This window comes from Nocardioides sp. HB32 (assembly GCF_054058995.1).
Genome location: NZ_JBSSBS010000001.1, coordinates 2,600,104 through 2,624,611 on the forward strand (window position 1 = coordinate 2,600,104; position 24,508 = coordinate 2,624,611).

The following is a 24,508-nucleotide window of genomic DNA, read 5'->3' on the forward strand; positions in this document are numbered from 1 at the left end:
CTCAGGCCGCCTGGTCCGACGTCACGGCTGCGAGTGCGTCGAGGATCGTCTCGGCGACCACCTCGGGGTGCGAGACCGCGACCGCGTGCGAGGCACCCTTCACCTCGACCACGGCCCGTGCGCCGGCCCGCTCTGCCTCCGCGCGCAGCTCGGCCGCCGGGATGTTGCGGTCGTCCTCGCCGATGACGAACCAGCTCGGCAGGGACTTCCAGCCGGGCTGGTCGGTCGGCAGGCCGTCGGTGAGCGCCTGCTGGGTGATGGGTCGCTGCGTGCTCGCCATCAGCGCGGCGACCGACGCGGGGACGTCGGCGCAGAACTGCTGGTGGAAGGACTCCGCACGGATGGCGAGCTCGTCGCCACCGGTCGTGACCGGGTAGGCCGTGAGCGCGTCGCCCAACGTGCTGCCCGGGTGTCGCGCCGACAGCTCGAAGGCGCTCTCGTTCTCGTCGGGCGCGAATCCCGCGACGTACACCAGGCCCACGACGGCCGGGTTCGCGGCTCCGGCGGCGCCGGTGATCACGATGCCGGCGTACGAGTGGCCGACCAGCAGGACGGGCCGGTCGAGCCCGGCGATCACGTCACGCAGGTACGTCGCGTCGCCGCGCACGCTGCGCAGCGGGTTGGCGACGGCCACGGCGTCGACGCCTCGAGCCTGCAGCTGCTCGATCACGCCGTACCAGCTGGAGGACTCGGCGAACGCGCCGTGCACCAGGACGACGACAGGGGACTTCTCGGACATGGTGGTGCTCCTTCGTTTCGGGGGGAGGGGGAGGCTCAGGCCGCGAATGCCTTGCGGAGGACGTGTACTGCCTGCTCCACGGCGCCCGTGGACGCGGCCGAGCTCCGCAAGGGGTTGAGCATCATGAAGTCGTGGATCGTGGCGTTGTAGCGGACCGTGGTCGTGCGGACGCCGGCTTCGATGAGCTTGCGGGCGTAGGCCTCGCCCTCGTCGCGGAGCACGTCGTTCTCGTCCACGATGAGAAACGCCTCGGGCAGGCCGGACAGCTCCGCGGTCGTGGCCCGCAGCGGGGACGCAGTGATCTCGTTGCGCCTCTCCTCGTCGGGGAGGTAGGCGTCCCAGAACCAGGCCATCGACTTGGCCAGGAGGAACGGCCCTTCGGCGAACTCGAGGTAGCTGTCGGTGTCCTGCGCGGCGTCGGTGACGGGGTAGTACATCGACTGGTGGCAGAACGTCACGTCACCGCGCTGCTTGGCCATGATGGCCACGGCGGCCGCCATGTTCCCGCCGACGGAGTCGCCGGCGACGGCGAGGCGGGAGGCGTCGAGGCCCTCGGCCGCACCGTTCGCGACCACCCATTGCGCGGTGGCGTAGGCCTGCTCGATGGCGACGGGGTACCGGGCCTCGGGGGACCGGTCGTACTCGACGAACACGACGGCCGCGTCGGCACCGGTCGCGAGGTCGCGGACCAACCGGTCGTGGGTGCCGGCGTTGCCGAGGACCCAGCCGCCGCCGTGGATGTAGAGCACCACCGGCAGCGCCTCGGTCGTGCCGAGCGGCTTGACGATCCGGACCCGCACGTCGCCGACCGCGGCCGGGACGGTGATCCACTTCTCGTCGACGTCGGGCATGGCGATCGGGGCCGCCTGCACGTCGTCGAGCACCTTGCGCGCCTGCTCGGGGGTCATCTCGTAGAAGTACGGCGGCTGCGCGGTGGCGTCCGTCAGGGCCTGCGCCTCGGTCTCGAGGTGGTGGTTGCTCATGGTTGTCCTTTCAGATGGGACGTACGTCAATCCGACAGCGCAGCCGTCGGACTTGTGACGGGTCAGCGAGTGGCGAGCGCCGCATCGGTGATCACGCGGACGACGGCACCGGGGTCCGTGATGAGACCGAGGTGGCCGGCCTTGAACCGCTCGGTCGTCGAGCCCGCCTTCACGGCCATCGCGCGCTGCGCACTGGCCGGGATGACCTTGTCCTGGGTGCCGATCAGGTACCAGCTCGGGATGGTGTCCCACGCCGGGATGCCGGACGGCTCGTTCAGCGCGCCGAGCGTCACCGGTCGCTGCGTGGCCCTGAGGGCGGCCGCGGTGTGCTTGCTGAGGCCGGTGGCGAACGACGTCAGGAACGTCGTCTTCTTCAGGTAGACGTCGCTGGTCGCGGTGGGCGGCAGCGTCGCCGGCACGAAGCCGAAGATCGTGGTCGGATCGCTCACCGACAGCGCCGAGCCGGGCCCGCCCGACAGCGACCGCAGCGGGATCGACGGGGCACCCTCGCCGCCCGTGACACCGCTCGTCACTCCCAGGGAGTGACGAAGCTGACGCCGTCGAGCTGCTCGTGCCACGCGAGCAGGTCGTCCGGAGTCAACTGCCGGTGCGCGGGCGCGCGGTCCTCGCGCGGCAGCGTCGGCTCGCTCAGGCAGAGCGGCTCCACGCCCACGAAGAGCAGGAGGGTGAGCAGCTCGCCGACCACCTGGCGCACGCTCGGCGCGCCGCACGTCGGGCAGCAGAACAGCAGCTCGGCGTGGGCACGTGGCTCGACGTCCATGCGGAGGATCGCGACGTCCATGGCGACGGCGATCTCGTCGTCGCAGCGCGTGCAGGTCATCAGTACCTCGGTCACGGGTCACCTCCTCGTCTGAACCCCCGACCGGACCGGATGCCGCGCCGTGACAGTCACATGCGCGGGACGTCCTCGCGTGGGTTCCCTACTCGAGCAGCCGGCCCTCGGTCGGGACCGGGTGCATCAGCTCGGCGAGGTGCGTCGGGATCGAGGCGACCGGCTCACGTCGGACTCCGGTGCTCGGCGACCAGACGAGGTTCACCTGCAGCTGCGGGTCCTCCCGGGGGAAGTCCGAGCGCTGGTGAGCTCCTCGGGTCTCGCGGCGTTCCAGGGCGCACTCCAGCGTGGCCCGTGCGGCCAGTGCCGCCGAGCGCAGGTCGAAGGCGTGGGCGAGGTCCTGGTAGCCGCTGATGTCGGTGTGCACCGCGACGTCGGCCATCCTTTCCTCGATCTCGGCCACCCCCGCTAGTCCCTCGAGCAGTCCGGTCTCGTCGCGGACGACACCCGCGTGCTCGGTCATCAGGTCGCGGATCGCACGTTGCAGGGCGCGGACGTTCTGCCCGCCCTCGGCGGCGAGCGACCGGTCGACCTCCGCCTCCGCGTCCTGGACGGCACCGAGCGAGCGGTGCTGCGAGCTCAGGCCGGCGGAGTAGTCGGCCGCGGCACGGCCGGTCAGCCTGCCGTAGACGAGCAGCTCGGCCAGCGAGTTCCCGCCGAGCCGGTTGGCGCCGTGCAGGCCGCTCGCTGCCTCGCCGATCACGAACAACCCGGGGACGTCGGTGCTGTGGTCGTCCGGGCGCACCCAGGCGCCGCCCATCGAGTAGTGCGCCGTCGGCGCGACCTCGACGGGGTCGCGGGTGACGTCGAGCATCTGCACGTCGAGGAGGGTGCGGTAGACAGCGGGCAGCCTGGTCAGGATCGTCTCCCGCGGCAGGTGGGAGAGGTCCAGCCAGACGCCGCCGGCCCGCGAGCCGCGGCCCTCCCGGATCTCGGTGTACGACGCTCGCGCGACCCGATCCCGCGTCGAGAGCTCCATCCGCTCGGGGTCGTAGCGCGCCATGAATCGCTCGCCGAGGTTGTTCAACAGCACGCCTCCCTCGCCGCGCGCGGACTCGCTGACCAGCGTGCCGGCGGCGTGCTCGGGCTCGAGCAGCCCGGACGGGTGGAACTGCACCAGCTCGGCAGCTCGAACTCGGCCCCCGGCCTCGACGACGAGACGCAGGGAGTCGCCGGTGTTCTCGTCCCGGCGCGACGACGTCCGCCGCCAGATGCGCGTGTGGCCACCCGTGGCCAGGATGACCGCGTCGGCGTGGACCAGGTAGCGGGAACCGTCGACCAGGTCGAACCCGTAGGCGCCGAACACCGACCCCTCGTCGACCAGCAGTCGGGTCACGTAGAGCGTGGAGATCACCGGGACCTCGAGGCTCGCGATGCGCTCGCGGAGCACCCGCAGCACCTCCAGGCCGGTGTGGTCCCCGGCGAACGCGGTCCGCCGATGCGTGTGCGGGCCGAACCAGCGCTGCTGGATCCGCCCGTCCGGCTGCCGGTCGAAGCGCATGCCGTAGCGCTCGAGGTCGTGGATCGCCCGGGCGGCGTTCCTGGCGACGACCTGGACCGTGCGCGGGTCGGCCAGCAGGGCGCTCTCCTGCAGCGTGTCCGCGGCGTGCTGCTCCCACGTGTCCGCGGCGTCGGTGGTGGCGAGGGCCGCGTTGATGCCGCCGGCGGCCAGCACCGTGTGCGGGTCGTCGGGGGCGCGCTTGCCCACGGCCAGGACGGCGACGCCGGCCTCGGCGAGCTCGATCGCCGCTCGCAGCCCGGCACCACCGGTGCCGATCACGAGCACGGACGTCGCGAGCTGGTGCTCACGATGCATGGGGCCTCCTCGACGCAGACGTGTCCTCGTCCGGCTTGACCGAGCAGGCGCGCCGGATGTGACGAGCCCGGGTAGCGTTTGCCCGGAACCGTCCCGAGGAGCCCAGGTGAGTGCGACACCGCTGCCCAGCCTCGTCGGCCGCGGTCCGGAGCGTGCTGTGCTCGACGACCTGCTGGCCGGCCTCCGGTCGGGTGCCTCCGGTGTCTGCGTGGTCAGGGGCGAGGCGGGTATCGGGAAGTCGGTGCTGCTCGAGTACGTCGCGGCGCAGGCCTCCGGCACCACGGTCACGCGTGCCCAGGGCATCGAGGCGGACATGGAGCTCGCCTACGCGAGCCTCCACCAGCTGTGTGCCCCGTTCCTGGCTGACCTCGGCGCGCTTCCGGACCCTCAGCGCGACGCCCTCCAGGTGGCCTTCGGGATGGCGGTCGGTGACCCGCCGGACCGGTTCCTCGTCGGTCTGGCCATGCTGACGCTGCTCACCCGGGCCTCGGAGACCCGGCCGGTCCTCGTCGTGGTGGACGACGCCCAGTGGCTCGATCAGGTCTCGCTGCAGACGCTCGAGTTCGTGGCCCGGCGGCTCCTCGCCGAAGCCGTCGCGATGGTGTTCGCGGTCCGCGAACCGGAGGGCGAGGCGGCGCTGCAGGGACTGCCGGAGGTGAGGCTGGGTGGGCTCGACCCGCTCGCCGCCGGACAGCTCCTCGAGGCGTCCGTCGACGGCCGGCTCGAGGACGGTGTGCGCGAGCGCGTGGTCGCCGAGACCCGCGGCAACCCGCTTGCGCTGCTGGAGCTGTCCCGTGGTCGGAGCGTCGCCGAGCTGGCGTACGGGCTGGACTCGGCGGACGCCGGCTCGGTGTCCAACCGCGTCGAGCAGGACTTCATGCGGCGGCTGGCCGCGCTGCCGTCGCAGACGCGCGCGCTGCTGCTGATCGCGGCCGCGGAGCCGGTGGGCGACGCCCGGCTGCTGCTGCGTGCCGCCGAGCTGCTCGAGGTGACGCCCGACGCCGCACCGGCGAAGGCGGCCGGCCTCATCGAGTTCGGCGAGTCCGTGCGGTTCCGGCACCCGCTCGCCCGGTCGGCCGTGTACCGCGAGGCCGACGCCGAGGAACGGCGAGCCGTGCACCGCGCGCTGGCGGAGGCGACCGACCCCGTGCTCGAGCCGGACCGGCGCGCGTGGCACGCGGCGCAGGCGAGCGACGGTCCGGACGAGGAGGTGGCGGCGCTCCTCGAGGAGGCCGCGGACCGGGCCCGGCAGCGCGGTGGGATGGCCGCCGAGGCGGTGCTGCTGGAGCGAGCCGCGGACCTGACGCCGGACCCGCGGCGGCGCGGCCGGCGGGCACTCGCGGCGGCTGAGGCACACTTCTCAGCCGCGGCACCGGACCGCGCGACCGAGCTCGCCTCGCTGGCCGACCTGAACCCGCTGAGCCCGCTGGACCGCGCCCGCCTCGCCCGCCTGCGCGCACGCATCCTGTTCGCCCGCAGCCGCAGCGACGAGGCCGCGCCCCTCCTGCTCGAGGCCGCCGCGCAGTTCACGGCCGCCGGATCGCCCCTGGCGCGGGAGACCTACCTGGAGGCGATCAGCGCCAACGTCTTCGCCGGCGTCGTGCACGGTCCCTCCGGCGCGCGCGCGGCCGCTGTCGCCGCACGGGCGTCGGGCGCACCCCCATCCGCCTCGCACGCCGCCGACCTGTTGCTCGACGGCGTGGCGACGCTTCTCGCAGAGGGCCCGGAGACGGGCGTCCCCGCGCTGCGTCGGGCACTCGACCCCTTCGCGGAGGAGGAGCTCGCCACCCGGGACGCCGCCATGCGCTGGCTCCTGCTCGTGCCCGTCGCCCTCGAGTCCTACATCCACCACGCCTGGGACCTGCCGGCCTGGGACCGGCTGGCCCGCCGGGCGGTCCGGGTCGCCCGCGACATCGGCGCGCTCGGCATGCTGCCACCGGCGCTCATCTACTCGGGCGGGGTCGACATCCATCACGGCGACTTCGCGGTCGCCGGCCGGCTCATCGACGAGGCGAACGCCATCACCGAGGCCACCGGCAACGCTCCCCACACCTATGCAGCCCTGGTCCTCGCTGCCTGGCGCGGAGAGCTGGACGCCGCTGCCGGCATCCTCGAGGATGCGCGCACCGCCGCGACGGAGCACGGCGAGGTCTCGCTGCTCGGGGTCACCGGCTTCGTCCAGGCCGTCATCTACAACGGTCTCGGGCGGTACGACGATGCCGTGGTCGCCGCCCGCCAGGGTGTCGACCACGATGGCTACAACTTCACCGGGCTCTCCCTCGTGGAGCACGTCGAGGCCGCCGTACGCTGCGGCGAGCTCGCGCAGGCCCGGGAGTCGGTCAAACGGCTGCTCGCCCTGACCGGTCCGGCCGGCTCCGGGTGGGCCGGCGGCGCCGCGGCCCGGTGCCGGGCGCTCGTGGCCGACGGGGACGAGGCAGACGAGCTCTACCGCACCGCGGTCCGCGAGTTCGCCCGCGACCGCGTCGAGGTCGAGGTCGCGCGCACGCACCTCCTGTACGGCGAGTGGTTGCGCCGCCACCGGCAGCGGGCCGCGGCTCGCGAGCACCTGCGTACCGCCCACGACATGTTCGGCGGGATGCGGGCCACGGCCTTCGCGGAGCGCGCGCGCCGGGAGCTGCTCGCCACCGGCGAGCACGTCCGGGTGCGCGACGCGGAGCCGGTCACCGCCCTGACGCCCCAGGAGGCACAGATCGCCACCCTGGCCGCGGACGGCATGACCAACCCGAGGATCGGCGCGGAGCTGTTCCTCAGCCCGCACACGGTCGAGTGGCACCTGCGCAAGGTGTACACGAAACTCGGGATCAGCTCCCGGCGCGATCTCGGGGCCGCCCTGGTGACCCCGGCCCCGGGGGCGTGACCCCCCGCACTCCATAGTCGGCGGAGGCCCGTGGGACGGTCCGCGGCGCTCCGTGGGAGGGCATCCACCGGGGTTGCCCACGGACCCGACCACGGACTTCCGGGGCGCGAGCGTGGTCCCTGCGGAACGAGGGTGGAGGCATCCCCACCACCCACCGCAGAGGAGCCCGCGATGTCCGCGCCAGGCCTGGAGACGACGACCCGCACGGGGACGGAGCTGGACATCGCCGTCGAGGTCTTCCTCGCGCACCGTACCCGTCTGTTCCGCGTCGCCTACCGGGTCACCGGTGACGTCTCGAGCGCCGAGGACGTGGTCCAGGAGGCCTGGCTCCGCTGGCAGCGCACCGACCGGTCGACGGTCAAGAACCCCGCGGCGTTCCTCACCACGGCGACCACGCGCCTCGCGATCAACGTCATCCAGTCCGCACGGCATCGACACGAGACCCCGGCCGAGGCGCCGCTGGCCGACCTGGTGGACCCCGCGTTCGACCCGACGCGCCGCGCCGAGCAGACCGCGGAGGTCGAGGAGACCCTTGCCCTGCTCATGTCGCGGTTGACGTCCGGCGAGCTCGCGGCGTACCTGCTCCGCAAAGGCTTCGACTACGCGTACGGCGACGTGGCGCGCCTGCTCCGCACCAGCATCCCCAACGCCCGGCAGCTGGTGCGTCGTGCGCAGACCCGCATCGACGGTGACCGCGACCGACCGGTGGACCCGGATCTGCACCAGCACCTGGTGACGGCGTTCCTCACCGCGTCCCGGAGCGGTCACCTCGAGGCACTCGAACAGGTCCTGACCCGGGACGTGGAGCCGGCGACCTGCTCGCGGACCGTGCGTCCACGCCAACGGACTGATCGCTCGCGCGCCGCCTAGGTTGGCTAGGCTCGTCCCGGGAGCCATGGAGCGAGCTAGCGGAGGGCCGGGGGCACTGCTCGGCCGGCGACGAGAGTGCGCAGCCCTCGACGACCTCGTGACGGGCGTCAAGGGCGGTGCGAGCGCGGCCGTCGTCCTGCACGGTGATGCCGGGATCGGCAAGTCCGCGCTTCTCGACCACGTGCGCGACACCGCCGATGGTTGCCGGGTGGCGCGGGCTTCGGGCGTCGAGGCCGAGGTCGAGCTGGCCTTCGGCGGCCTGCACCAGCTGTGCGCGCCGTTCCTGGACCGGTTCGACCGACTGCCGGGACCGCAGCGGATGGCACTGGAGACGGCGTTCGGCCTCAGTGCCGGCACCCCGCCCGACCGGTTCCTGGTCGGGCTCGCGGTGCTCACCGTGCTGGCCGGCGTCGCCGAGGAGCAGCCGCTCGTCTGCCTGGTCGACGATGCCCAGTGGCTCGACCAGGTGTCGGCGCAGACGCTCGCCTTCGTCGCGCGGCGGCTGCACGCCGAGCGGGTGCTGCTGGTGTTCGCCATGCGCGACCCCGTGCGCGGGCACCCGCTCGACGGTCTCCCGCGGCTCGAGGTGCGGGGCCTGGACGACCGCGCCGCGCGGGCGCTCCTGTCGACCGTGGCCCCCAGTCGCTTCGATCGCCGGGTGCGCGACCGGATCCTCGCCGAGGCCCGGGGGAACCCGCTCGCGCTGATCGAGCTGCCCGGCGCCCTGACCAGCGCCGAGCTCGGCAGCCGTCCGGACGACCCGGAGCGGACGACGCTGACCAGCCAGCTCGAGAGGACCTTCCGGTCGCGCGTGCGTGCCCTGACGCCAGCCACCCAGCGCCTGCTGCTGGTGGCCGCGGCCGAGCCCGTGGGGGACATCGCTCTCCTGAGGGACGCCTCGCGCCGGCTCGACCTCGACGTGGACGCCGCCGTCGCCGAGGCCGAGGAGTCCGGCCTGCTCAATGTCCGCACGATGGTGCGGTTCCGGCACCCGCTGGTGCGGGCGGCGGTCTACCGCTCCGCGGCGCCCGAGGACCGGCGCGAGGTCCACCGAGCGCTCGCCGAGGTCACCGACCCGGACCGGGAGCCGGACCGGCTGGCCTGGCACCTGGCCAGCGCCACGACGCAGCCCGACGAAGCGGTCGCCGCAGGGCTGGAGCGGGCGGCGGCGCGGGCCCGCGCGCGCGGTGGCGAGCGCGCGGCGGCCGCCTTCCTGGACCGGGCCGCTCAGCTCACGCCGGACCCGGTGCGGCGGGGGTCGCGCGCCCTGGCCGCAGCACGCGCCAAGGGCCGTGCGGGCGAGTTCGACGAGGCACTGGAGCTGCTCGACGAGATCCGCTTCCGCCCGCTGGACGACCGGGAGGCGGCCGAGGCCACGCTGGTGCGAGGGCAGGTACTGTCCGCCTCCCGCAGCCCGAGCGCCGGACTGCCCCTGCTGCTGGAGGCTGCGCAGCAGTTCGAGAGGCTCGCTCCCGGCCAGGCGAGAGAGACGTACCGCGACGCCTTCTACGCGGCGTACACCGCCGGCCAGCTGCCTGGCGGCGAGAGCATCGACGAGGTGGCCGCGGCCGTGCTGGCGATGAGGCCGCCGCGGCACCCGACGCGGTCCGACCAGCTGCTCGAGGGCGTGGCCCGCCTGTACGCCGACGGGTACGCCGCCGGCGTACCCCTGATCCGGAAGGCGCTCACCGCCTACTGCACCGGCGGCATCTCCGCCGTCGACCTCGCCTGGCTGCCGCTGGCCTGCCGGATGGCCCACAACGTCTTCGAGGATCGGGCCTGGGCGGAGCTGCCGGCGGCGATGGTCGAGCTCGCGCGCGAGGTCGGGGCGCTCTCACTGCTCCCGTCGGCGCTGCTCCTCGAGCTCTCCAGCCGGGTGCACGCCGGCGACCTCGTGGCCGCCCGCACCCTCGTCGAGGAGTCCGAGATCATCGGCGAGGTGACCGGCAGTGCGTTCTTCGGCCACTACGGCGCGCTGGTGCTCGAGGCGTGGCTGGGCGACGAGGACCGGACTCGCGCCGCCATCGCCGTCGTCGTCGAGGACCCGATGCTGCGAACCGAGGGGAAGGTCCTGACGGCGACCGAGTGGGCGGCGGCGGTGCTCGACAACGGACTGGGCCGCCACGAGGAGGCGTACGCCGCGGCCGTTCGCGGTTCGGCTCATCCCCAGGAGATGGGGCTGGCGATCTCCTCGATGATCGAGCTGGTCGAGGCGGCCGCCCGGATCGGGCGGCTCGATGAGCCGGAGGCCGCGGAAGCGGCCCGGCGGTTGGCGCACCTGACAGCCGTGTGCGGCGGCGACTGGGCGCTCGGGACGGGGGCGTACGTCGCGGCGTTGCAGGCCTCCGGTCCCGACGCGGATGCGCTCCACCGCGAGGCCGTCGAGCGGCTCGAGCGCACCGAGGGCCGGTTGATGGCAGCGCGAGCGCGGCTCGCGTACGGCGAGTGGCTGCGTGCCGCCGGCCGTCGCGCCGAGGCCCGCGACCAGCTGGTCGCCGCGCATCGACAGCTCAGCCGGATCGGCGCGCGGGCGTACGCCGAGCGTGCCCGGCGCGAGCTCGCCGCGGCCGGCGTGGCCACCGAACGTCCGACGCCGCAGACCAGCGCCGAGCTCACGGCGCAGGAGTCCCAGATCGCCCGGCTCGCCGCCGCCGGCCTCACGAACCCCGAGATCGGCGCCCAGCTCTTCATCAGCGCACACACGGTCGAGTGGCACCTGCGGAAGGTGTTCACCAAGCTGGGAGTGCGATCCCGGAAGGACATCGGTGCGGCCCTGGCCGAGAGTGTCTAGGCCGCGAGACGGGTGACGTCGAGGACTGCGGCGACGAAGGCATCGGGAGCCTCCTGGGGCAGGTTGTGCCCCGCGGCCGGCTCGCCAGGATCCGCTCCAGGACGGTGTACTCCGGTGCTCCCCGAGCCTGTCCGAGCCGGTGCCGGTACGAGTGCAGCACCAGTCGACGTGATCGGGGTTGTCGAACGACTCGGCCGTCCGGTCCAGCGTGGCGCGGTCGTGCCGCCGTCGAGGAAACGGGTCGGCCAGTGGCCGCGGAGGTACGGGACGATGACGCGGTACCCGTGCTCGGCGAGTCGAGGCCCCACGTCGACGTAGCTGTGCACGTCGTACGGGTAGCCGTGCAGCAGGACGGCCGCCGGCCCGTCCGGCGGTCCGGTCTCGAGGTAGGCGACCTCCAGGACGTCCGTACGGACGTGCTCCAGCGGGCTCATGGTGGTCCTCTCGTGGTCACGAACCGGTCGGTGACGCGGTCATCACGGGTGACCGGGAGCCCGCCCGGCCCGTGACGAAAGGGACGACCATGAGCGAGCTCAGCCGCCTGGAGGCAGAGATCGACGCCGAGCTCCGGCACGTCGCGTCGAGTGCCGACCCCGCCGACGCCGACGAGCCCGAGCGGACGCCGTACGAGACCCGGCTGCGGAGCCTGCACGACGCCGTCGTCGCCGTCGAGGAAGGCGAGAGGCGATGACGGGGGAGGCGCTGCGTCGTCAGAACGCTCAGCTGGTCGCCCGGCTCGCCGACGCGGCGGGGGACCGGCGCGAGGCTGCGATCGAGTCGCTCGTGCTGGCCAACATCGACGTTGCCCGTTCGGTCGCCAGGAGGTACGTCGGGCGCTCGCAGCTCGGTCCGGACCTCGCCCAGGTCGCGTGCCTGGCACTGGTCCGTGCGCCGCGGGAGTTCGACCCGGCGCGCGGCGAGTTCCTCGCATACCCGATCCCGTGCATGACCGGAGCGGTCAAGCACTTCTTCCGTGACTCGGCCTGGACGATCCGGCCGACGCGGCGGGTGCAGGACCGGCACCTCCGGACCGAGGGCCTCTCGGACCACGTGGTGTCGGGCGTCGTCGTGGAATCACTGTTCCGGCCGCGCAGCCTGGATTTGCCGCGGGTCGGCGAGGACGTCCCGATCGGCGCAACCCTCGCCGACGAGGAGGACCGGACCTGGGAGCAGGCCGAGGCCCGCCTGCTGCTGTGGCCGCACCTGCGCGTGCTTCCGGAGAGGGCGCAGCGCGTGCTCCACCTGCGGTTCGTGGAGGACCGGACCCAGCAGCAGATCGCCGACGAGCTGGGCATCACCCAGTACCACGTGTCACGCCTGCTGACCCGTTACCTCGACCAGCTGCGGGACCTGATGGGCGAGGCTGCGTGACCGGTGGGCTGACTACGGGGCGTCCCGGCAGGGCTCGTTGCGCAGGCTCGGGCACGGGGGAGCGGCAGCGTCGACGCTGAGCCCGGGGATCACCGGGAGGACCAGTCGGGAGGGGTGCTGCCGCGACGAGGCCACGTCCACGACGGCCGCCTCGCCCATCGGCCGCGCGTCGGCGAACGCCCAGATCGGCTGCTCGCCACCCGGCGCCGAGATCGTGACCCGGATCTGCGAGCCGGCGCGGTAGGCGTGGCCCTGGAAGTAGAGCGGGATCACCACCTTCGTGTACCGGCCGCTCGGCATCGGGCTGACGTCGGCGGCCCGGAGGGTCGGGATCGGCTCCAGGAGGCTGGGCTGCTGCTTCATGATGTTGTCGGCCGAGGTCGCGAGCTTCCGCTCGCTGCCGCGCAGCCAGCCGCTCTGGACGAACGTCTCGTGGCCGTCCCGGACCTCACTGACCGTCGCCTGGAAGTCGAGGTCACGCGCCGACGACTTCACCCACAGCTGCACCGCGCCCGCGCCCACCGTGGTGACGTCCTTCTCCAGTGGCGCCGAGACGTACGAGACGGCGGTCCCCGCCCTCCGCTGCTTCCAGTCCCAGCTCCACTGGGAGGCGTTGCCCCACAGCGCGCCGGTGCCGGTGCCGCCGGCGAAGTCGGTGCCGGGCAGCAGACTCGGGTCCGAGCGGTAACGGTCGACGTGCTGGTTCCCGGGCGCCTTGTCGGCCAGCGCACCCCCGCCGCCGAGGTACCACGACTCGGCCTTCGTGCCGGGCACGGGCAGGGAGTCGAAGGAGTGCTCGTAGCCCGGGTAGGGGTCGCCGGGCTGGTTGGTCCCGAGCGGCCCGGTCCCCGCGCCGTTGTCGAACAGCACCCGCACCGGCTGGAGCTGCTCGAACGCCGCCAGCGCACCGTCGTACGTCGGCTGGAGCTGGATGGGGTCGGCCGGCAGCGTGATCGGATCGCTCGCCGGGATGCCCATCGCCTCCTGGTAGATCACCGGCGCGGCCGCGCGCACGACGGCGGCGTTCATCGCCGGAGCCTCGTCGGCCACGTAGAGCGAGAGAAAGTCGTACCAGCGGTTCAGCGTCTCGGGGTCGAGCGAGTCGATGTGCGCGCCGTTGGTGAAGGTGAACCACTTCTTCTTCGTGCCCGTGAAGTGGCGCACCAGAGACGGGCAGTGGCCGCCGGTCTGCTCGTCCTCGAACTGGCACGCCATGAACGTCGGCACATCGATCTCGTGCACGAACGACACCGGGTCGAGCGGGTCCGCCACCTTCGGCCGGTAGTGGCTGTTCGCGTGGATCTTGGACATCAGCGACGCCGCCTCGCCGTGGAGGACCTGGTTGTCCTGGCACACCGTGTCGCCGTCGGCGACCCGCTGCTCGGCGTACGGCTGCGTGCCCTGCGCACCGGTGCCGGCCGGTTGGGCCTCCTGCTGCCGCTCCTTGGCCCAGGCCACCGCGAAGCCGGTGTTGAGGTTGCCGCCGGGGTGCAGCGTGGTGGCGGTCGCGTCGATGACCGAGAGCGGCGAGATCGCCGCCAGGTGCGGAGGCCGGGTCTGCGCGGTGAACAGCTGGCTGATGCCGCCGTACGAGATGCCCATCATCCCGACCTTGCCGCCCTTGACCCAGGACTGGCGGGCGATGGTCTCGACGATGTCGTAGCCGTCGATCGACTGCAGCGGCTCGAAGAAGTCGAAGGCGCCGCCCGAGCAGCCGGTCCCGCGCATCTGGATGTCGACGACCGCGAAGCCCATCACGTTCGCGACCGCCGCGATGCCGTTGGTGGGGCCGTCGGGGTTGGCGTAGCCGTAGCCGGAGTACTCGATCAGCGTCGGGTACGGCGGCGCGTAGTCGGTCCCGGTCGGCACCGGCAGCGGCGCACCGCCGATCCCGGCCGGGTCGGTGGGCGGGTGCACCGAGTAGGCGAGCTTCGTGCCGTCCCGCGTCGTCAGGTAGCCGTACCCGTCGTCGGGGATCGTCTGGCTGTAGATGCTCTTGTTCCACTGGTGCGGGCTGGTGCCGTGCACCGTCACGGGCCCGGACGTGTGGCCACCGGCCTTCACCCGGTAGCCGGTCCCGGGCTTGACGTCGCGGAACAGCACCCCGCCCAGCGAGTCCGCCTCCTGCTGCTTGACGGTGTCGCCGTGGGAGTCGATCAGCGTGGCCGTCGTGCCGCCCTCGAGGCCGACGGCGTACACCTGCCGCGCGCTGCCGTGCGCGCTGAACCCGCCGCCCGACGCGACCGCCGGCGGTCCGTCCACGACGGCCAGGCCGAGGAGCACGAGGGAGAACGTGGCGAGAAGAGCGGCTACGGCGCGGAGTCTGGGGGCGGGCACGGCAGGTCAACGAAGTCCCGGTGCGTCAGGTCACGGAGGCGGCTGCGAGCGGCTCAGGAGATGTCCGCCGCCGGCGGCCACTGGGCCGAGGCGAAGGCGTGCGTGTCCCGGAGGAACTCGAGCAGGATGCCGTCGGGATCGTCCGCCTGGCGCACCACCTCGTACGGCAGCACGAACTCGCGCAGCTCCTGGTCGTAGTAGCTCGCTTCATGCCGCGGCCGCTGATCGCGATAGCCATCTGGTTCGGGATAGGCGTAGGCGTAGAACACGCCCTCCTCCGCTCCCCCCGGCCAGTAGCCGCAGGACGACACCTCTGACCGGTAGGCCTCCCGCATGACCCAGTCCGGGCAGTGGGGAACACCGCCCGGGTGAGGGGGAGCGGGCCGCCCTGAGAATCGGGTGACCGCGAGGTCGAACGCCCCCCAGAAGAAGTGCACCGGGCTGGCCTTGCCGGCGAACTCGGCACGGAACTGGGTCAGGACGCGATGTGCGGACGTCAGCGATCGCCAGAAGGCGTTCACCGCCGACGAGTCATAGCTGTGGTGCGCCGTGTCCGCAGGGAACGGGACCGCGGCCGGGATCTCGGTCGGCATGGGATTCAGTTCCACGCCCACGTCGAGATCCACCAGGCACTGCAGGTAGTCACCGTAGAAGTCGGCCACCGTACGCGGCGCCAACGGCAGCGCACGTACCCCGCCGGAGACCGTACGCAGCACCAGCTGGTGAGCGACGAAGTCGAAGGTGACCTCCAGGCTGTCGTGGGAGCCCACCGGCATCAACGACGTGGTCAGGCCGACGGAGTTCACGTACAGGGGGACGTTCCACCAGTGGTTCAGCAGGGGCGTCAGGGCAAGGCGGGTCTTGCCGACCATCTGCGTCCAGAGGTGCAGGGTGTCGCGAGTCGACTCCCACGAGCGAACCGGCAGCGCCGGCCACTCGTACCGCAGCTGCTCGGATGCCGGTCCGGACGCTCGTCGGTCCATCGCGTTCCCTCTTCCTCGACGGCTCGCACCAGTATCACCCGCCACCACACTCCCTGCACGACCCCTCGAGGGGCCAGGGTGGATCGCTCAGGCTGCCAGGGCCGACCACCCCGGCGCCGGCGGGGGAACGCAGGCGCAGTCGTTGCTGCAGGGGAGATAGGTGTGCATCGGATGTCGACACTTTCCACACAACCGATCGTGCGAGAGTCGGACGTGTTCGTGTCCAGGTTCAGGTTCAGGTTCGGGCGTGTCCCACATGGCGCGCCTCCTTCCAGGCGGTTCTCGGCTCCGGCGAGCATCTGGGCAGGGGCTTGCTCGCTGTGGGGTCGACACCGGTCCGTCGGGAGCCGGAGAGGACCCTGACTCCGTGGTCGCGGTGCCGGCGTGCGATGCGGGGGCCGAGCAACGCGATACTGCCGTCGACGACATGCATGGCGGTCCTCCTCGAGATTCCTGCATTGTTGACCGCGGCGACCACGCAAGTCGTGACGTGGCAGGAGCCAGGGTCTGTCGGCCTCGTCCGGGGCGGTCCGGGTCGAGGCGCGGGCAACGGCGAGCAGATCCGGGTCTCACCAGTCGGTCAGGAGCGCCGTCGTGCTCGGTGCGCCCACGGGTTGCGGCAGCTGGTCGAGACGGTCCAGTAACGAGTGGCAGCGCTGGTGCAGGCAGGACGCCGGCCTCGGCCCCTCGGTCGGTCGGTCACCTTGTCGAGCAGTTCACCCCAGCTGTGCGCGCAGTTCGTCGCGACGCCTTTCGAGCTCACCGACGATCGCTTCCTGCTGCTCGGCCTCGTAGATGACCTGCGAGCGATCCTCGATGTCGGTCGGTCCGGCGTCGTTGAGACCATCCCGCAGCTCGCGGGCGGTCTGCCTCAGCTCTGCGATCTGTGCCTCGAGACGTGCAAGCTCAGCACGCGGTTCCTCGTCCACCATGTCGTCCGCCTCCGGTTTCACGCTAGCGGGTCGACGGACAGGTCGCACCCCCGCCTGCCGTGGGCCGTCGCCTCTTGCGGCCCGTTCGATCAGGTCGGCCACGGGCGCCGGTCGGGTGATGTAGACGGCGTGGGTCGCCGGCAGCTCCACCACGGTCGATCGGGCTCGGCGGGCCATGGTGCGCTGGGTGGCCGGCGGGAGCTCGCGGTCCTGGGTGGCGACCAGGTACCAGCTGGGCCTGGTGCGCCAGGCGGGATCCGTGACCGTGCCGGTTGCGGCGTCCGTCCCCCACGGCACCTCCGCATCGGACATGAAGGCCGCGAGGTCGTCGGGGAGGTCTGCGCCGAACGACTCATGGAACTTCTTCGGGTCCTGATGGATGAAGCCGCCCCGAGGTGGCAGTCCCGGCATCTGGGGCGCACCGGACGGGAACGTGTCGATGAGGGTGTTGACCGACTCATCGGCATCCGGTGCGAATGCTGCCACGTAGACGAGGGCTCCGACCTTCGGATGGGTTCCGGCCTCGGTGATGACGGCGCCGCCGTAGGAGTGGCCGACGAGCACGACCGGCCCGTCCTGCGCATCGATGACCAGCCGCGTCGCGGCGACGTCGTCCCGTAGGGAGACCGTCGGATTCTGCACGACCGCGACCTGGTAGCCGTCCTGGGTGAGCAGGTCGTGGACCGGACGCCACCCTGATCCGTCCACGAATGCGCCGTGGACCAGCACGACAGCCATGGGTTTCCGCGAACCACGCCGAGCCAGCACGTCAACTCCTCTCCCGTCGGACCCTCTCCGCGGTCAAGCGCTCTCGTTCGCGTGACGGACCCCGGCCTCGACTTGCTGCCCGACGTCGGCATCCACGCACCGCCAGTAGGCGAACGCCCGTTCGAGGACTGGGGCGGTGACACCGGCCAGCAGGTGACCGACGATGTTGGACACCAGCCGGTCGCGCTCTGCGGCGTCCATCACGTCACGCACCAGGGCGCCCGCCTGGCCCCAGTCGTCGTCGTCCGCATGCAGCGTGGCCGCCTGGCGTACCAGGTCGCCCGCGGTGTGCCACCCGTCCGGCTCCCCGAAGCGCACGGTGTCCGCCCGCGGGCCGCCCTTGGAGTTCGGCGCGTAGACCGGGTCCGACACCTTCCGGTACCGCATGGCGCCGTCCTTGCTGTAGCTGTGCACCGGGGAACGCGGCGCGTTCACCGGCAGCTGGTTGTAGTTCGTCCCGATGCGGGCGCGGTGGGCGTCGGGGTAGGAGAACATCCGGCCGAGCAGCATCTTGTCGGGGCTGGGGCCGATGCCCGGCACCATGTTGCTGGGCTCGACGGCGAGCTGCTCGATCTCGGCGTGGTGGTCCGTGGGGTTGCGGTCGAGCGTCATCCGGCCGACCTCGACGAGCGGGTAGTCGGCGTGCGGCCACACCTTCGTGACGTCGAAGGAGTTGAACCGGTAGCCGGCCGCTTCCTCGAAGGCCATCAGCTGCACCTTGAGGGTCCACGAAGGATGCTCGCCCCGAGCGATCGCCTCGAACAGGTCTCGCGTGTGGTAGTCGCTGTCGGCGGAAGCCAGGGCGTCGGCCTCGTCCTGGGTGAGGCACTCGACCCCCTGGTCGGAGATGAAGTGGTACTTCACCCAGGTCTTCTCGCCGGAGGCGCTGATCCACAGGTAGGTGTGGGAGCTGTACCCGTTCATGTGCCGCCAGGTGCGCGGGATGCCGCGGTCTCCCATCAGGTAGGTCACCTGGTGCGCGGACTCCGGCGAGAGTGTCCAGAAGTCCCATTGCATGTCGTGGTCGCGCAGGTTGCTGTCGGCACGGCGCTTCTGCGACCGGATGAAGTGCTGGAACTTGAGGGGGTCCCGGATGAAGAACACGGGCGTGTTGTTGCCGACCATGTCGTAGTTGCCCTCGCTGCTGTAGAACTTCACCGCGAAGCCCCGCGGATCGCGCCAGGTGTCCGGGCTGCCGCGCTCCCCGGCCACGGTGGAGAACCTCGCCACCAGGTCCGTCCTCGTCGCCGGCTGGAAGACGGCTGCCCTGGTGTAGGCGCTGACGTCGCCGGTGACCTCGAACCGGCCGAAGGCGCCACTTCCCTTGGCGTGGGGCTGTCGCTCGGGGGTCCGCTCCCGGTTCCACTGCGCCATCTGCTCGATGGCGTAGTGGTCGTGCAGCAGGATCGGTCCGTCGGCACCGACCGTCAGGGAGTGCTCGTCGCTCCCCGCCGCGATGCCGGCATCCGTCGTGGTGTGGGGGGGTTCGTCGTGGGGCATGGGACTCGTTCTCCTGGTGTGGTCGGTGGTCCGGTGTCCCCGGGCTCACCCTCCACCCCACGGTGGGCCGAACCGCGCTCCGGTCGCATCCGCCACTGGCCAGCCTCGGGCGGCGTCGTACCGAGCTCGATGGCGAACGTTGTCGTCCCCAGGTCGTGACAGTGCCTCGCCTGACCACGGAGACTGGTGCTCCGCGCCGCGATCAGCCGGCTCGTCCGAGCGAAAGGAACTGTGGTGACCACACGAAGTGACTTCTCGGAGGACGACTGGAGCCGGCTCGTGCGGTCGCCGTTCGTGGCCGGACTGGCGATCTCGCTGGCCGATCCAGGGGGCCCGATCGAGGCGGCGAAGGAGTCGATGGCGACGCTCAGGGCGGCCACGAACCCCTCGAGCCGGGAGGAGCTGGTCACCCAGCTGGCGCTCGACGTCCAGGCCGAGATCCAGCAGAAGAGGAACCCGCTCAAGGGCTACCGGCCGACCTCGGAGGGCACGGCACCCACCGGAGACCAGGTGCTCGTCGAGCTGGCGGCCGTGCACGCCATCGTGGCCGCGACGGCCACCCCGGAAGAGATCGCGGCCTTCGCGGACTGGCTGGTCTCCGCGGCGCAGGCTGCCGCGAACGCCGCCAAGGAGGGTGGCTTCCTGGGGTTCCACGCCGAGCAGGTCAGCAAGGGCGAGAAGGAGATGGTCGACCGGGTGCGCGCCGCCGTGTCCTGACCGGCCCGCCCTCGCGCTGGTCCGGCGGGGGTACTAGGACCATTGGGTAGTAGACGCCGGGCCGGGCGGGTGGTCTGCTCGGGAGCGGTGTTGCTCGACCAGCCGGCTCCAGCAGCGGGGTTCGGTCCAACCAGCGGCACGCGGGCCTCGGGGATGTGGAGGCCTTGTCTTCTCGGGGTGGCGTGATCTCAGTTTCGGTGGGGAAACGATGGTGCGCTCAGGACCTACCCGGGTCGCGCTCGTCGACAGGCACGACCTGTTCAGCGACTGCCTCCGTGCCGTGCTCGAAACGCGCGGTTTCGCCTACCACCGGGTGCCGATCCCTGCCGGTACCGACCAGGATGACCTGGTCCGGTCGCGGCTGCTGGAGGTGCGGCCCGACGTCGCGCTCGTCAACGCGAACCTCGGAGTGGCCCGCCGAGTCGGAGCATTGATCGGGGAGGTGTCTCGAGGAGGTGTCGCTGTCGTCGTACTCGTCGATGTCGACGACGAGGTGCGGTGGGGCCAGTACCTGGCTGCAGGCGCGCGGGCAGTGGCACCCATGAGCGGTTCGCTCGCGTCAGTGATCTCCGCTGTCCGGAGACTTGGTCGGGGCGAGCCGGTGCTCGACCGTGCCGAGCGGGACCGGCTGATCGCCCTGGGGCGCCGCCGGAACGCGGAGGTCCGGGCAGCCGCTGGTCGGATCGAGCGGCTGTCCGCGCAGGAAGGTGCCGTGCTGCGCGAGCTGATGGCCGGTCATGCCGTGCCCGAGATCGCCACGGCACACCGCGTCGCGGTCGCGACCGTGCGCACGCAGGTCAAGGGAGTGCTCGCCAAGCTGGAGGTGAGCTCGCAGCTCTCCGCCGTCGCCGTGGCACACGTCGTCGGATGGACCGAACACCCGACGAACGCCGCCTGACGGCGAGGATCGCAGGAACGGGATGCTGGGTCATCTCGTTCAGAGCCTCCGGATCTCGGTCAGGTCGAATCAGATGCGGTTGAGGAATCGGGCGACGCCGCGCCGTACCGGGCCCGTCATCCCGGGCATCGGGTCTGCGGTGGAACGGTCCGGCACTGATGGCCAGGACCCGGCACGGGCCTGACGACAGCGGGCCAGCTCCTCGGGCGTCGGACGTCGGCCGAACACCCGGATGAACTGGTGGACGGCGCAGTGGTCGTCCAGTCCGGCGAGAGGAATCTGGTTCTTGTGTCGCACGCGATCACCCTTCTTCGGTGCAACGCCCCTGCTCGACGTTGCCCGTGCAGTACCCCAAACTGGGCGCGGGATCCACACCCAGAGGGGCGATGCTGGGGCGATGCTCAGCGTCGACGAGTCCGGTCTCGCGATGATGCTCCCCGTCGCCCTGCTCCCGCCAGGCTGCCTCACAGGGACGGCCCGGTTAGTGTGCTTTTCCGTTCCCCGGGCTCGAGGGGCCCCATGCCGGAGCCGGCGACCAAGGAGGCTCATGATCGACGTTGTCGAAGCCTCGATCGCGGAGGTCCGTGCGGCGCTCGAGTCCGGAGCCGCGACGGCCGTCGAGGTGGTCGGAAGCTACCTGGCCCGCATCGACCGCTACGACGGCGCGGGTACGGCCACCGCACTCAACTCCGTCGTCGTGCGCGCTCCTGATGCGCTTGCCCAGGCAGCAGCGTCCGACGCTCGCCGCAAGGCCGGAGCCGTCCTGGGACCCTTGGACGGGATCCCGTACGTCGCCAAGGACAGCTACCTGGTGGCTGGGATGACCGCCGCGGCGGGCAGTCCCGCGTTCGCGGACGTGGTCGCACAGCACGACGCGTTCACCATCAGCCGACTGCGGGGCGCGGGAGCGATCTGCCTGGGCAAGACCAACATGCCCCCGATGGCCAACGGAGGCATGCAACGCGGGCTGTACGGCCGTTCGGAGAGTCCGTACAACCCCGACTTCCTGGCCGCGCCGTACGCCTCCGGTTCCTCGCACGGATCGGCCGTGGCGCTCACCTCGAGCTTCGCGACCTTCGCGATGGCCGAGGAGACGTGGTCGAGCGGGCGAGGTCCGGCCTCCAACAACGCCTTGTGCGCCTACACCCCGTCGCGTGGCCTCATCTCGGTGCGCGGCATCTGGCCGCTGACACCTTCGATGGATGTCGCGGTTCCCTACGCGCGGACGATGGCGGACCTCCTAGAGGTTCTCGATGTCCTCGTCGCGGACGACCCTGACCCCAGTGGCGATCTGTGGCGACTTCAGAACTGGATCCCGCTTCCGGCCCCCCGGGACGTCAGGCCTGCCTCCTACCTCTCCCTGCAAGAGGGGCCCGACTCCCTCACCGGTTTCCGGCTCGGGGTGCCGCGCATGTACGTCAACGCCGACCTGGACGCCGGGACCGGCACCGGACCTTCCTTGGGAGGACCGACGGGCAAGCCCATCCGCACCCGCGACAGCATCATCGACCTGTGGCGCGAGGCACGCCGCGACCTCGAGGCGGCCGGTGCCGTCGTCGCTGACGTCGACTTCCCCGTGGTTGCCAACTACGAAAGCGATCGTCCGGGCGGTGCGATGATCGACACGCGCGGTCTGGTCCCGTCCGCCTACCGCGAGCACGAGGACACCGAGCTCACGGCATGGGCCCTCGACGACTTCCTGCGGTCCAACGGCGACCCACGGCTGCACCGCCTGGTGGACGTCGACCCGTCGCTCATCCAACCGGACGAGCCGGGCACGCTTCCCGGGCGGGAGGGCGACGACCTGGGCGCCGATCTGGCCGACAGCGTGGACATCGCCGAGCGCGGCATCACCCCGTGGTCCCGGATCCCGACCATGGAGGACGGCTTGCGGGGACTCGAGGAGACCCGCCGGATCGACCTCGAGGACTGGATGGCGACCCACGGCCTGGACGCCATCGTCTTCCCAGCGGTCGCCGACGTGGGACCTGCGGACATGGACCGCGACCCGTACGCGGCCGACCTCGGGTGGCGCAACGGTGTGTGGGTCGCGAACGGCAACCTGGTCATCCGACACCTCGGGATCCCCACTGTCACCGTCCCCATGGGCACCATGAGCGACATCGGCATGCCAGTGGGCCTGACCTTCGCCGGACGGAGTTACAGCGACGACCTGCTCCTTCGGCTCGCGAGCGCCTTCGAAGCCACGCGCACCCGCCGCACGCCACCGCCCCGGACACCGCGCCTCGGCTGAGCATCCCGCTGGGCACCGGTGAGCTGCCGTCGGGCGGAGGACGACGTACGGGTTGCTCGGCGCGCCGGAGGGTACCGGCGGGCCGATGCCCGCCATACCGGACCGACCTTGGAGGACTCGTGGACGTCGATCGCCGCCGTGAACGGAACATCATGATCGAAGGTGCAGCCGACGAGAGCCTAGCGAACCTCCGCGTCGTGGAGAGTGGGCAGCGATGACGCCCCTGGAGCCGACACCGGAGACGGTCGAGGCAGTGAATGAGCTCGACCCGTCAGCAGATGACGGCGCCCTGCTGGCCCGGCTGCGCGGGTTGGCGAACCAGGCGCAGGACATCGTCCCCGACCTGGTGGGAGTGAGCATCGCTCGCCTTGACGAGGACGTCACCTTCACCCTGGTGGCCACCTCCAAGGAGATAGCGGTTCTCGATGCCATCCAGTACGCCGCTGACGGGCCATGTGTGGACGGCGCCCTGAACACCCAGGTTCGGGAGTTCAGGGACGATGACCTCCTCAGCGAGGAGCGGTGGCAGCTCTTTGCCCAAGCGACCGCGGCGCACACGGTGCGCAGCACCCTGACCCTGCCGATCATCACGGCCAGTCGGGCAGTGGGCACGGTCAACCTCTACGCCGCATCGCGGCGCGCGTTCGTGGGTCACCACGAACAGCTGGCGGACGTGTTCGGCGCGTGGGCCGCCGGCGCTGTCACCAATGCGGATCTCTCCTTCGCCACGCGTCGCGAAGCGCAAGCAAGCCCTGGCCGACTCCGCGAACACATCCTGATCGATGTTGCAACCGGCATCCTCGCCGCTGAGCTCGGCCTCGGCATCGATGCCGCGGAAGCCCACCTCCGAGACGCTGCCCAACGCGCCGGGGTCGACGCGGTCGACCTCGCCCGGGCCGTCATCCGTGCTCGTGAAGGTCGGGAGGCGTCAGATCCGTAGCCCTTCGGCCCCGGCTGCAGGAAGGCAATGACAGCAGCGCCCGCGAGGTCGGCCCGGCGTCAGGGACGGCGGACCGAGACGAGTTGGAACCTCTCCTCGCCGCCGGCCATGTCGGACTCCCGGATGACGCCGAGGTGGGGGCCGTAGAGCTTGACCGAGACGACGCCCGGTTCGAGCCGGCTCCATTCCAGGGATCGGACAACGTGGTGCACGGTGCCATAGGCGACCTCGGCTGCGAAGCCGCGCTGCACGATCCAGGCTTGGTCCTCGGCGGACCCGCGCTCGAACTCCTGGCGGTACGCGTCGGTGGGCCGGGGGCTGCGGGGCATGATCGTCCCAGCCACCGCGCCCGCGACGCCGGCCTGCCAGGAGCCCTCACGGCTCTGCACGTCTCCGTGCCGGTCGTAGGTCGCGGTCCGCTCGCCGAAGTACCAGACGTTGCCACGGTCGTCCGCGGCGTACCAGTCCGAGGTCTTCTCCGCGACGCTGCCATCGGAGCGTCGGAGCACGTCAGAAAGCACCCGAGTGCGAACGCCCTGGATGATCCTCGTACGGTGAGTGACCCCGACCCTCTCGGTGAGGTGCTGCCTGCCGTCACGGCCGCGGTAGCGGAACACCGTGCCCGGACGGAGCGGGAAGTAGCTGTTCGGTGCCGGGTGCCGGAAGTTCGCCGGCTCCATCGCTCGGGCGGTGGACCCGGCGAGGGTGCCGTGGGATGCGTCGGCGGAGGTGGCGACCGTCGCCACGGTTCCCGCCGCTGCGGCGGCCAGCACGGCTGCCGCCGAGATTGCGACTCTGGTCCTCATGGGTCTGCTCCTTGCCTCGTAACCTGGTTCGCGGCCTGCCTCGAATGACCTGCGGGGACGACCGGAGGCCGA

Annotated in this window: 20 protein-coding genes; 9 read left to right on the forward strand and 11 right to left on the reverse strand. The window is 71.7% G+C overall.

All coding sequences use genetic code 11. From position 1 onward, the window contains the following. Position 1 precedes the first annotated feature (1 nt). From ACVW2K_RS13180 to ACVW2K_RS13200, 5 genes are all read right to left on the reverse strand, one after another. Positions 2-739 carry an alpha/beta fold hydrolase gene (locus tag ACVW2K_RS13180; RefSeq protein WP_036569831.1) on the reverse strand — a complete coding sequence of 246 codons (738 nt, stop codon included), beginning with the start codon at positions 737-739 and terminating at the stop codon, positions 2-4. A 35-nt stretch (positions 740-774) separates the two neighbouring features. Further along, positions 775-1,722 carry an alpha/beta hydrolase gene (locus ACVW2K_RS13185; RefSeq protein ID WP_028636875.1) on the reverse strand — a complete coding sequence of 316 codons (948 nt, stop codon included), beginning with the start codon at positions 1,720-1,722 and terminating at the stop codon, positions 775-777. A 62-nt stretch (positions 1,723-1,784) separates the two neighbouring features. Continuing rightward, positions 1,785-2,255: an alpha/beta fold hydrolase gene (locus ACVW2K_RS13190; RefSeq protein WP_051548964.1), complete on the reverse strand. Its 471-nt coding sequence runs from the start codon at positions 2,253-2,255 to the stop codon at positions 1,785-1,787. Then, on the reverse strand, positions 2,252-2,578 hold the full coding sequence (locus tag ACVW2K_RS13195) for an NADPH-dependent FMN reductase family protein (RefSeq protein ID WP_028636874.1): 327 nt from the start codon (positions 2,576-2,578) through the stop codon (positions 2,252-2,254). The genes ACVW2K_RS13190 and ACVW2K_RS13195 overlap by 4 nt, the downstream gene beginning before the upstream one ends. An 85-nt stretch (positions 2,579-2,663) precedes the next feature. After that, positions 2,664-4,391, reverse strand: a complete 1,728-nt coding sequence (locus ACVW2K_RS13200; protein WP_028636873.1) for an FAD-binding protein — start codon at positions 4,389-4,391, stop codon at positions 2,664-2,666. Positions 4,392-4,497: 106 nt separating this feature from the next. On the opposite strand from ACVW2K_RS13200, the gene ACVW2K_RS13205 reads away from it, so the two are divergent. The 3 genes from ACVW2K_RS13205 to ACVW2K_RS13215 all read left to right on the forward strand — a co-directional run bounded on the left by ACVW2K_RS13205 (position 4,498) and on the right by ACVW2K_RS13215 (position 10,930). After that, positions 4,498-7,269 carry an ATP-binding protein gene (locus tag ACVW2K_RS13205; protein ID WP_028636872.1) on the forward strand — a complete coding sequence of 924 codons (2,772 nt, stop codon included), beginning with the start codon at positions 4,498-4,500 and terminating at the stop codon, positions 7,267-7,269. A gap of 171 nt (positions 7,270-7,440) precedes the next feature. Next, complete coding sequence (locus ACVW2K_RS13210; RefSeq protein ID WP_081790354.1) at positions 7,441-8,139, forward strand: sigma factor; 699 nt, start codon at positions 7,441-7,443, stop codon at positions 8,137-8,139. A gap of 25 nt (positions 8,140-8,164) precedes the next feature. After that, positions 8,165-10,930, forward strand: coding sequence for an ATP-binding protein (locus ACVW2K_RS13215; protein WP_457202801.1), 2,766 nt, complete (start codon positions 8,165-8,167; stop codon positions 10,928-10,930). Here the strand turns inward: ACVW2K_RS13215 and ACVW2K_RS13220 are convergent. Continuing rightward, positions 10,927-11,364, reverse strand: coding sequence for an alpha/beta fold hydrolase (locus tag ACVW2K_RS13220; protein WP_457202802.1), 438 nt, complete (start codon positions 11,362-11,364; stop codon positions 10,927-10,929). The genes ACVW2K_RS13215 and ACVW2K_RS13220 overlap by 4 nt on opposite strands. A gap of 89 nt (positions 11,365-11,453) precedes the next feature. Here ACVW2K_RS13220 and ACVW2K_RS13225 point away from each other — a divergent pair, with 89 nt between their 5' ends. Beyond that, entirely contained in the window at positions 11,454-11,621 is a 168-nt protein-coding gene (locus ACVW2K_RS13225) for a hypothetical protein (RefSeq protein ID WP_155992002.1), read from the forward strand. Further along, entirely contained in the window at positions 11,618-12,301 is a 684-nt protein-coding gene (locus ACVW2K_RS13230; RefSeq protein ID WP_457202803.1) for a sigma-70 family RNA polymerase sigma factor, read from the forward strand. The genes ACVW2K_RS13225 and ACVW2K_RS13230 overlap by 4 nt, the downstream gene beginning before the upstream one ends. A 12-nt stretch (positions 12,302-12,313) precedes the next feature. Here the strand turns inward: ACVW2K_RS13230 and ACVW2K_RS13235 are convergent, their stop codons facing one another. The 4 genes from ACVW2K_RS13235 to ACVW2K_RS13250 form a co-directional block, all read right to left on the reverse strand. Continuing rightward, positions 12,314-14,638, reverse strand: a complete 2,325-nt coding sequence (locus tag ACVW2K_RS13235; protein ID WP_457202804.1) for a CocE/NonD family hydrolase — start codon at positions 14,636-14,638, stop codon at positions 12,314-12,316. Between the two features lie 53 nt (positions 14,639-14,691). Then, positions 14,692-15,621 carry a DUF5996 family protein gene (locus ACVW2K_RS13240; RefSeq protein ID WP_036569828.1) on the reverse strand — a complete coding sequence of 310 codons (930 nt, stop codon included), beginning with the start codon at positions 15,619-15,621 and terminating at the stop codon, positions 14,692-14,694. A gap of 716 nt (positions 15,622-16,337) precedes the next feature. Next, the gene (locus ACVW2K_RS13245) at positions 16,338-17,291 is read right to left on the reverse strand and encodes an alpha/beta hydrolase (RefSeq protein WP_081790352.1); all 954 of its coding nucleotides are present in this window, start codon (positions 17,289-17,291) and stop codon (positions 16,338-16,340) included. 63 nt (positions 17,292-17,354) lie between these two features. Beyond that, on the reverse strand, positions 17,355-18,821 hold the full coding sequence (locus ACVW2K_RS13250; RefSeq protein WP_036569826.1) for a catalase: 1,467 nt from the start codon (positions 18,819-18,821) through the stop codon (positions 17,355-17,357). 234 nt (positions 18,822-19,055) lie between these two features. Between ACVW2K_RS13250 and ACVW2K_RS13255 the strand changes: the two genes are divergently transcribed. The 4 genes from ACVW2K_RS13255 to ACVW2K_RS13270 all read left to right on the forward strand — a co-directional run bounded on the left by ACVW2K_RS13255 (position 19,056) and on the right by ACVW2K_RS13270 (position 23,630). Further along, entirely contained in the window at positions 19,056-19,538 is a 483-nt protein-coding gene (locus ACVW2K_RS13255) for a hypothetical protein (protein ID WP_028636865.1), read from the forward strand. Between the two features lie 280 nt (positions 19,539-19,818). Further along, entirely contained in the window at positions 19,819-20,436 is a 618-nt protein-coding gene (locus ACVW2K_RS13260; protein WP_197025269.1) for a helix-turn-helix transcriptional regulator, read from the forward strand. A 547-nt stretch (positions 20,437-20,983) separates the two neighbouring features. Beyond that, on the forward strand, positions 20,984-22,690 hold the full coding sequence (locus tag ACVW2K_RS13265; protein ID WP_457202805.1) for an amidase: 1,707 nt from the start codon (positions 20,984-20,986) through the stop codon (positions 22,688-22,690). Positions 22,691-22,904: 214 nt separating this feature from the next. Next, positions 22,905-23,630 (forward strand): ANTAR domain-containing protein, encoded by a 726-nt coding sequence (locus ACVW2K_RS13270; RefSeq protein ID WP_028636862.1) that lies wholly within the window; start codon positions 22,905-22,907, stop codon positions 23,628-23,630. Positions 23,631-23,689: 59 nt separating this feature from the next. Here the strand turns inward: ACVW2K_RS13270 and ACVW2K_RS13275 are convergent, their stop codons facing one another. Continuing rightward, entirely contained in the window at positions 23,690-24,436 is a 747-nt protein-coding gene (locus tag ACVW2K_RS13275) for a hypothetical protein (protein ID WP_155992001.1), read from the reverse strand. Between the last annotated feature and the right edge of the window lie 72 nt (positions 24,437-24,508).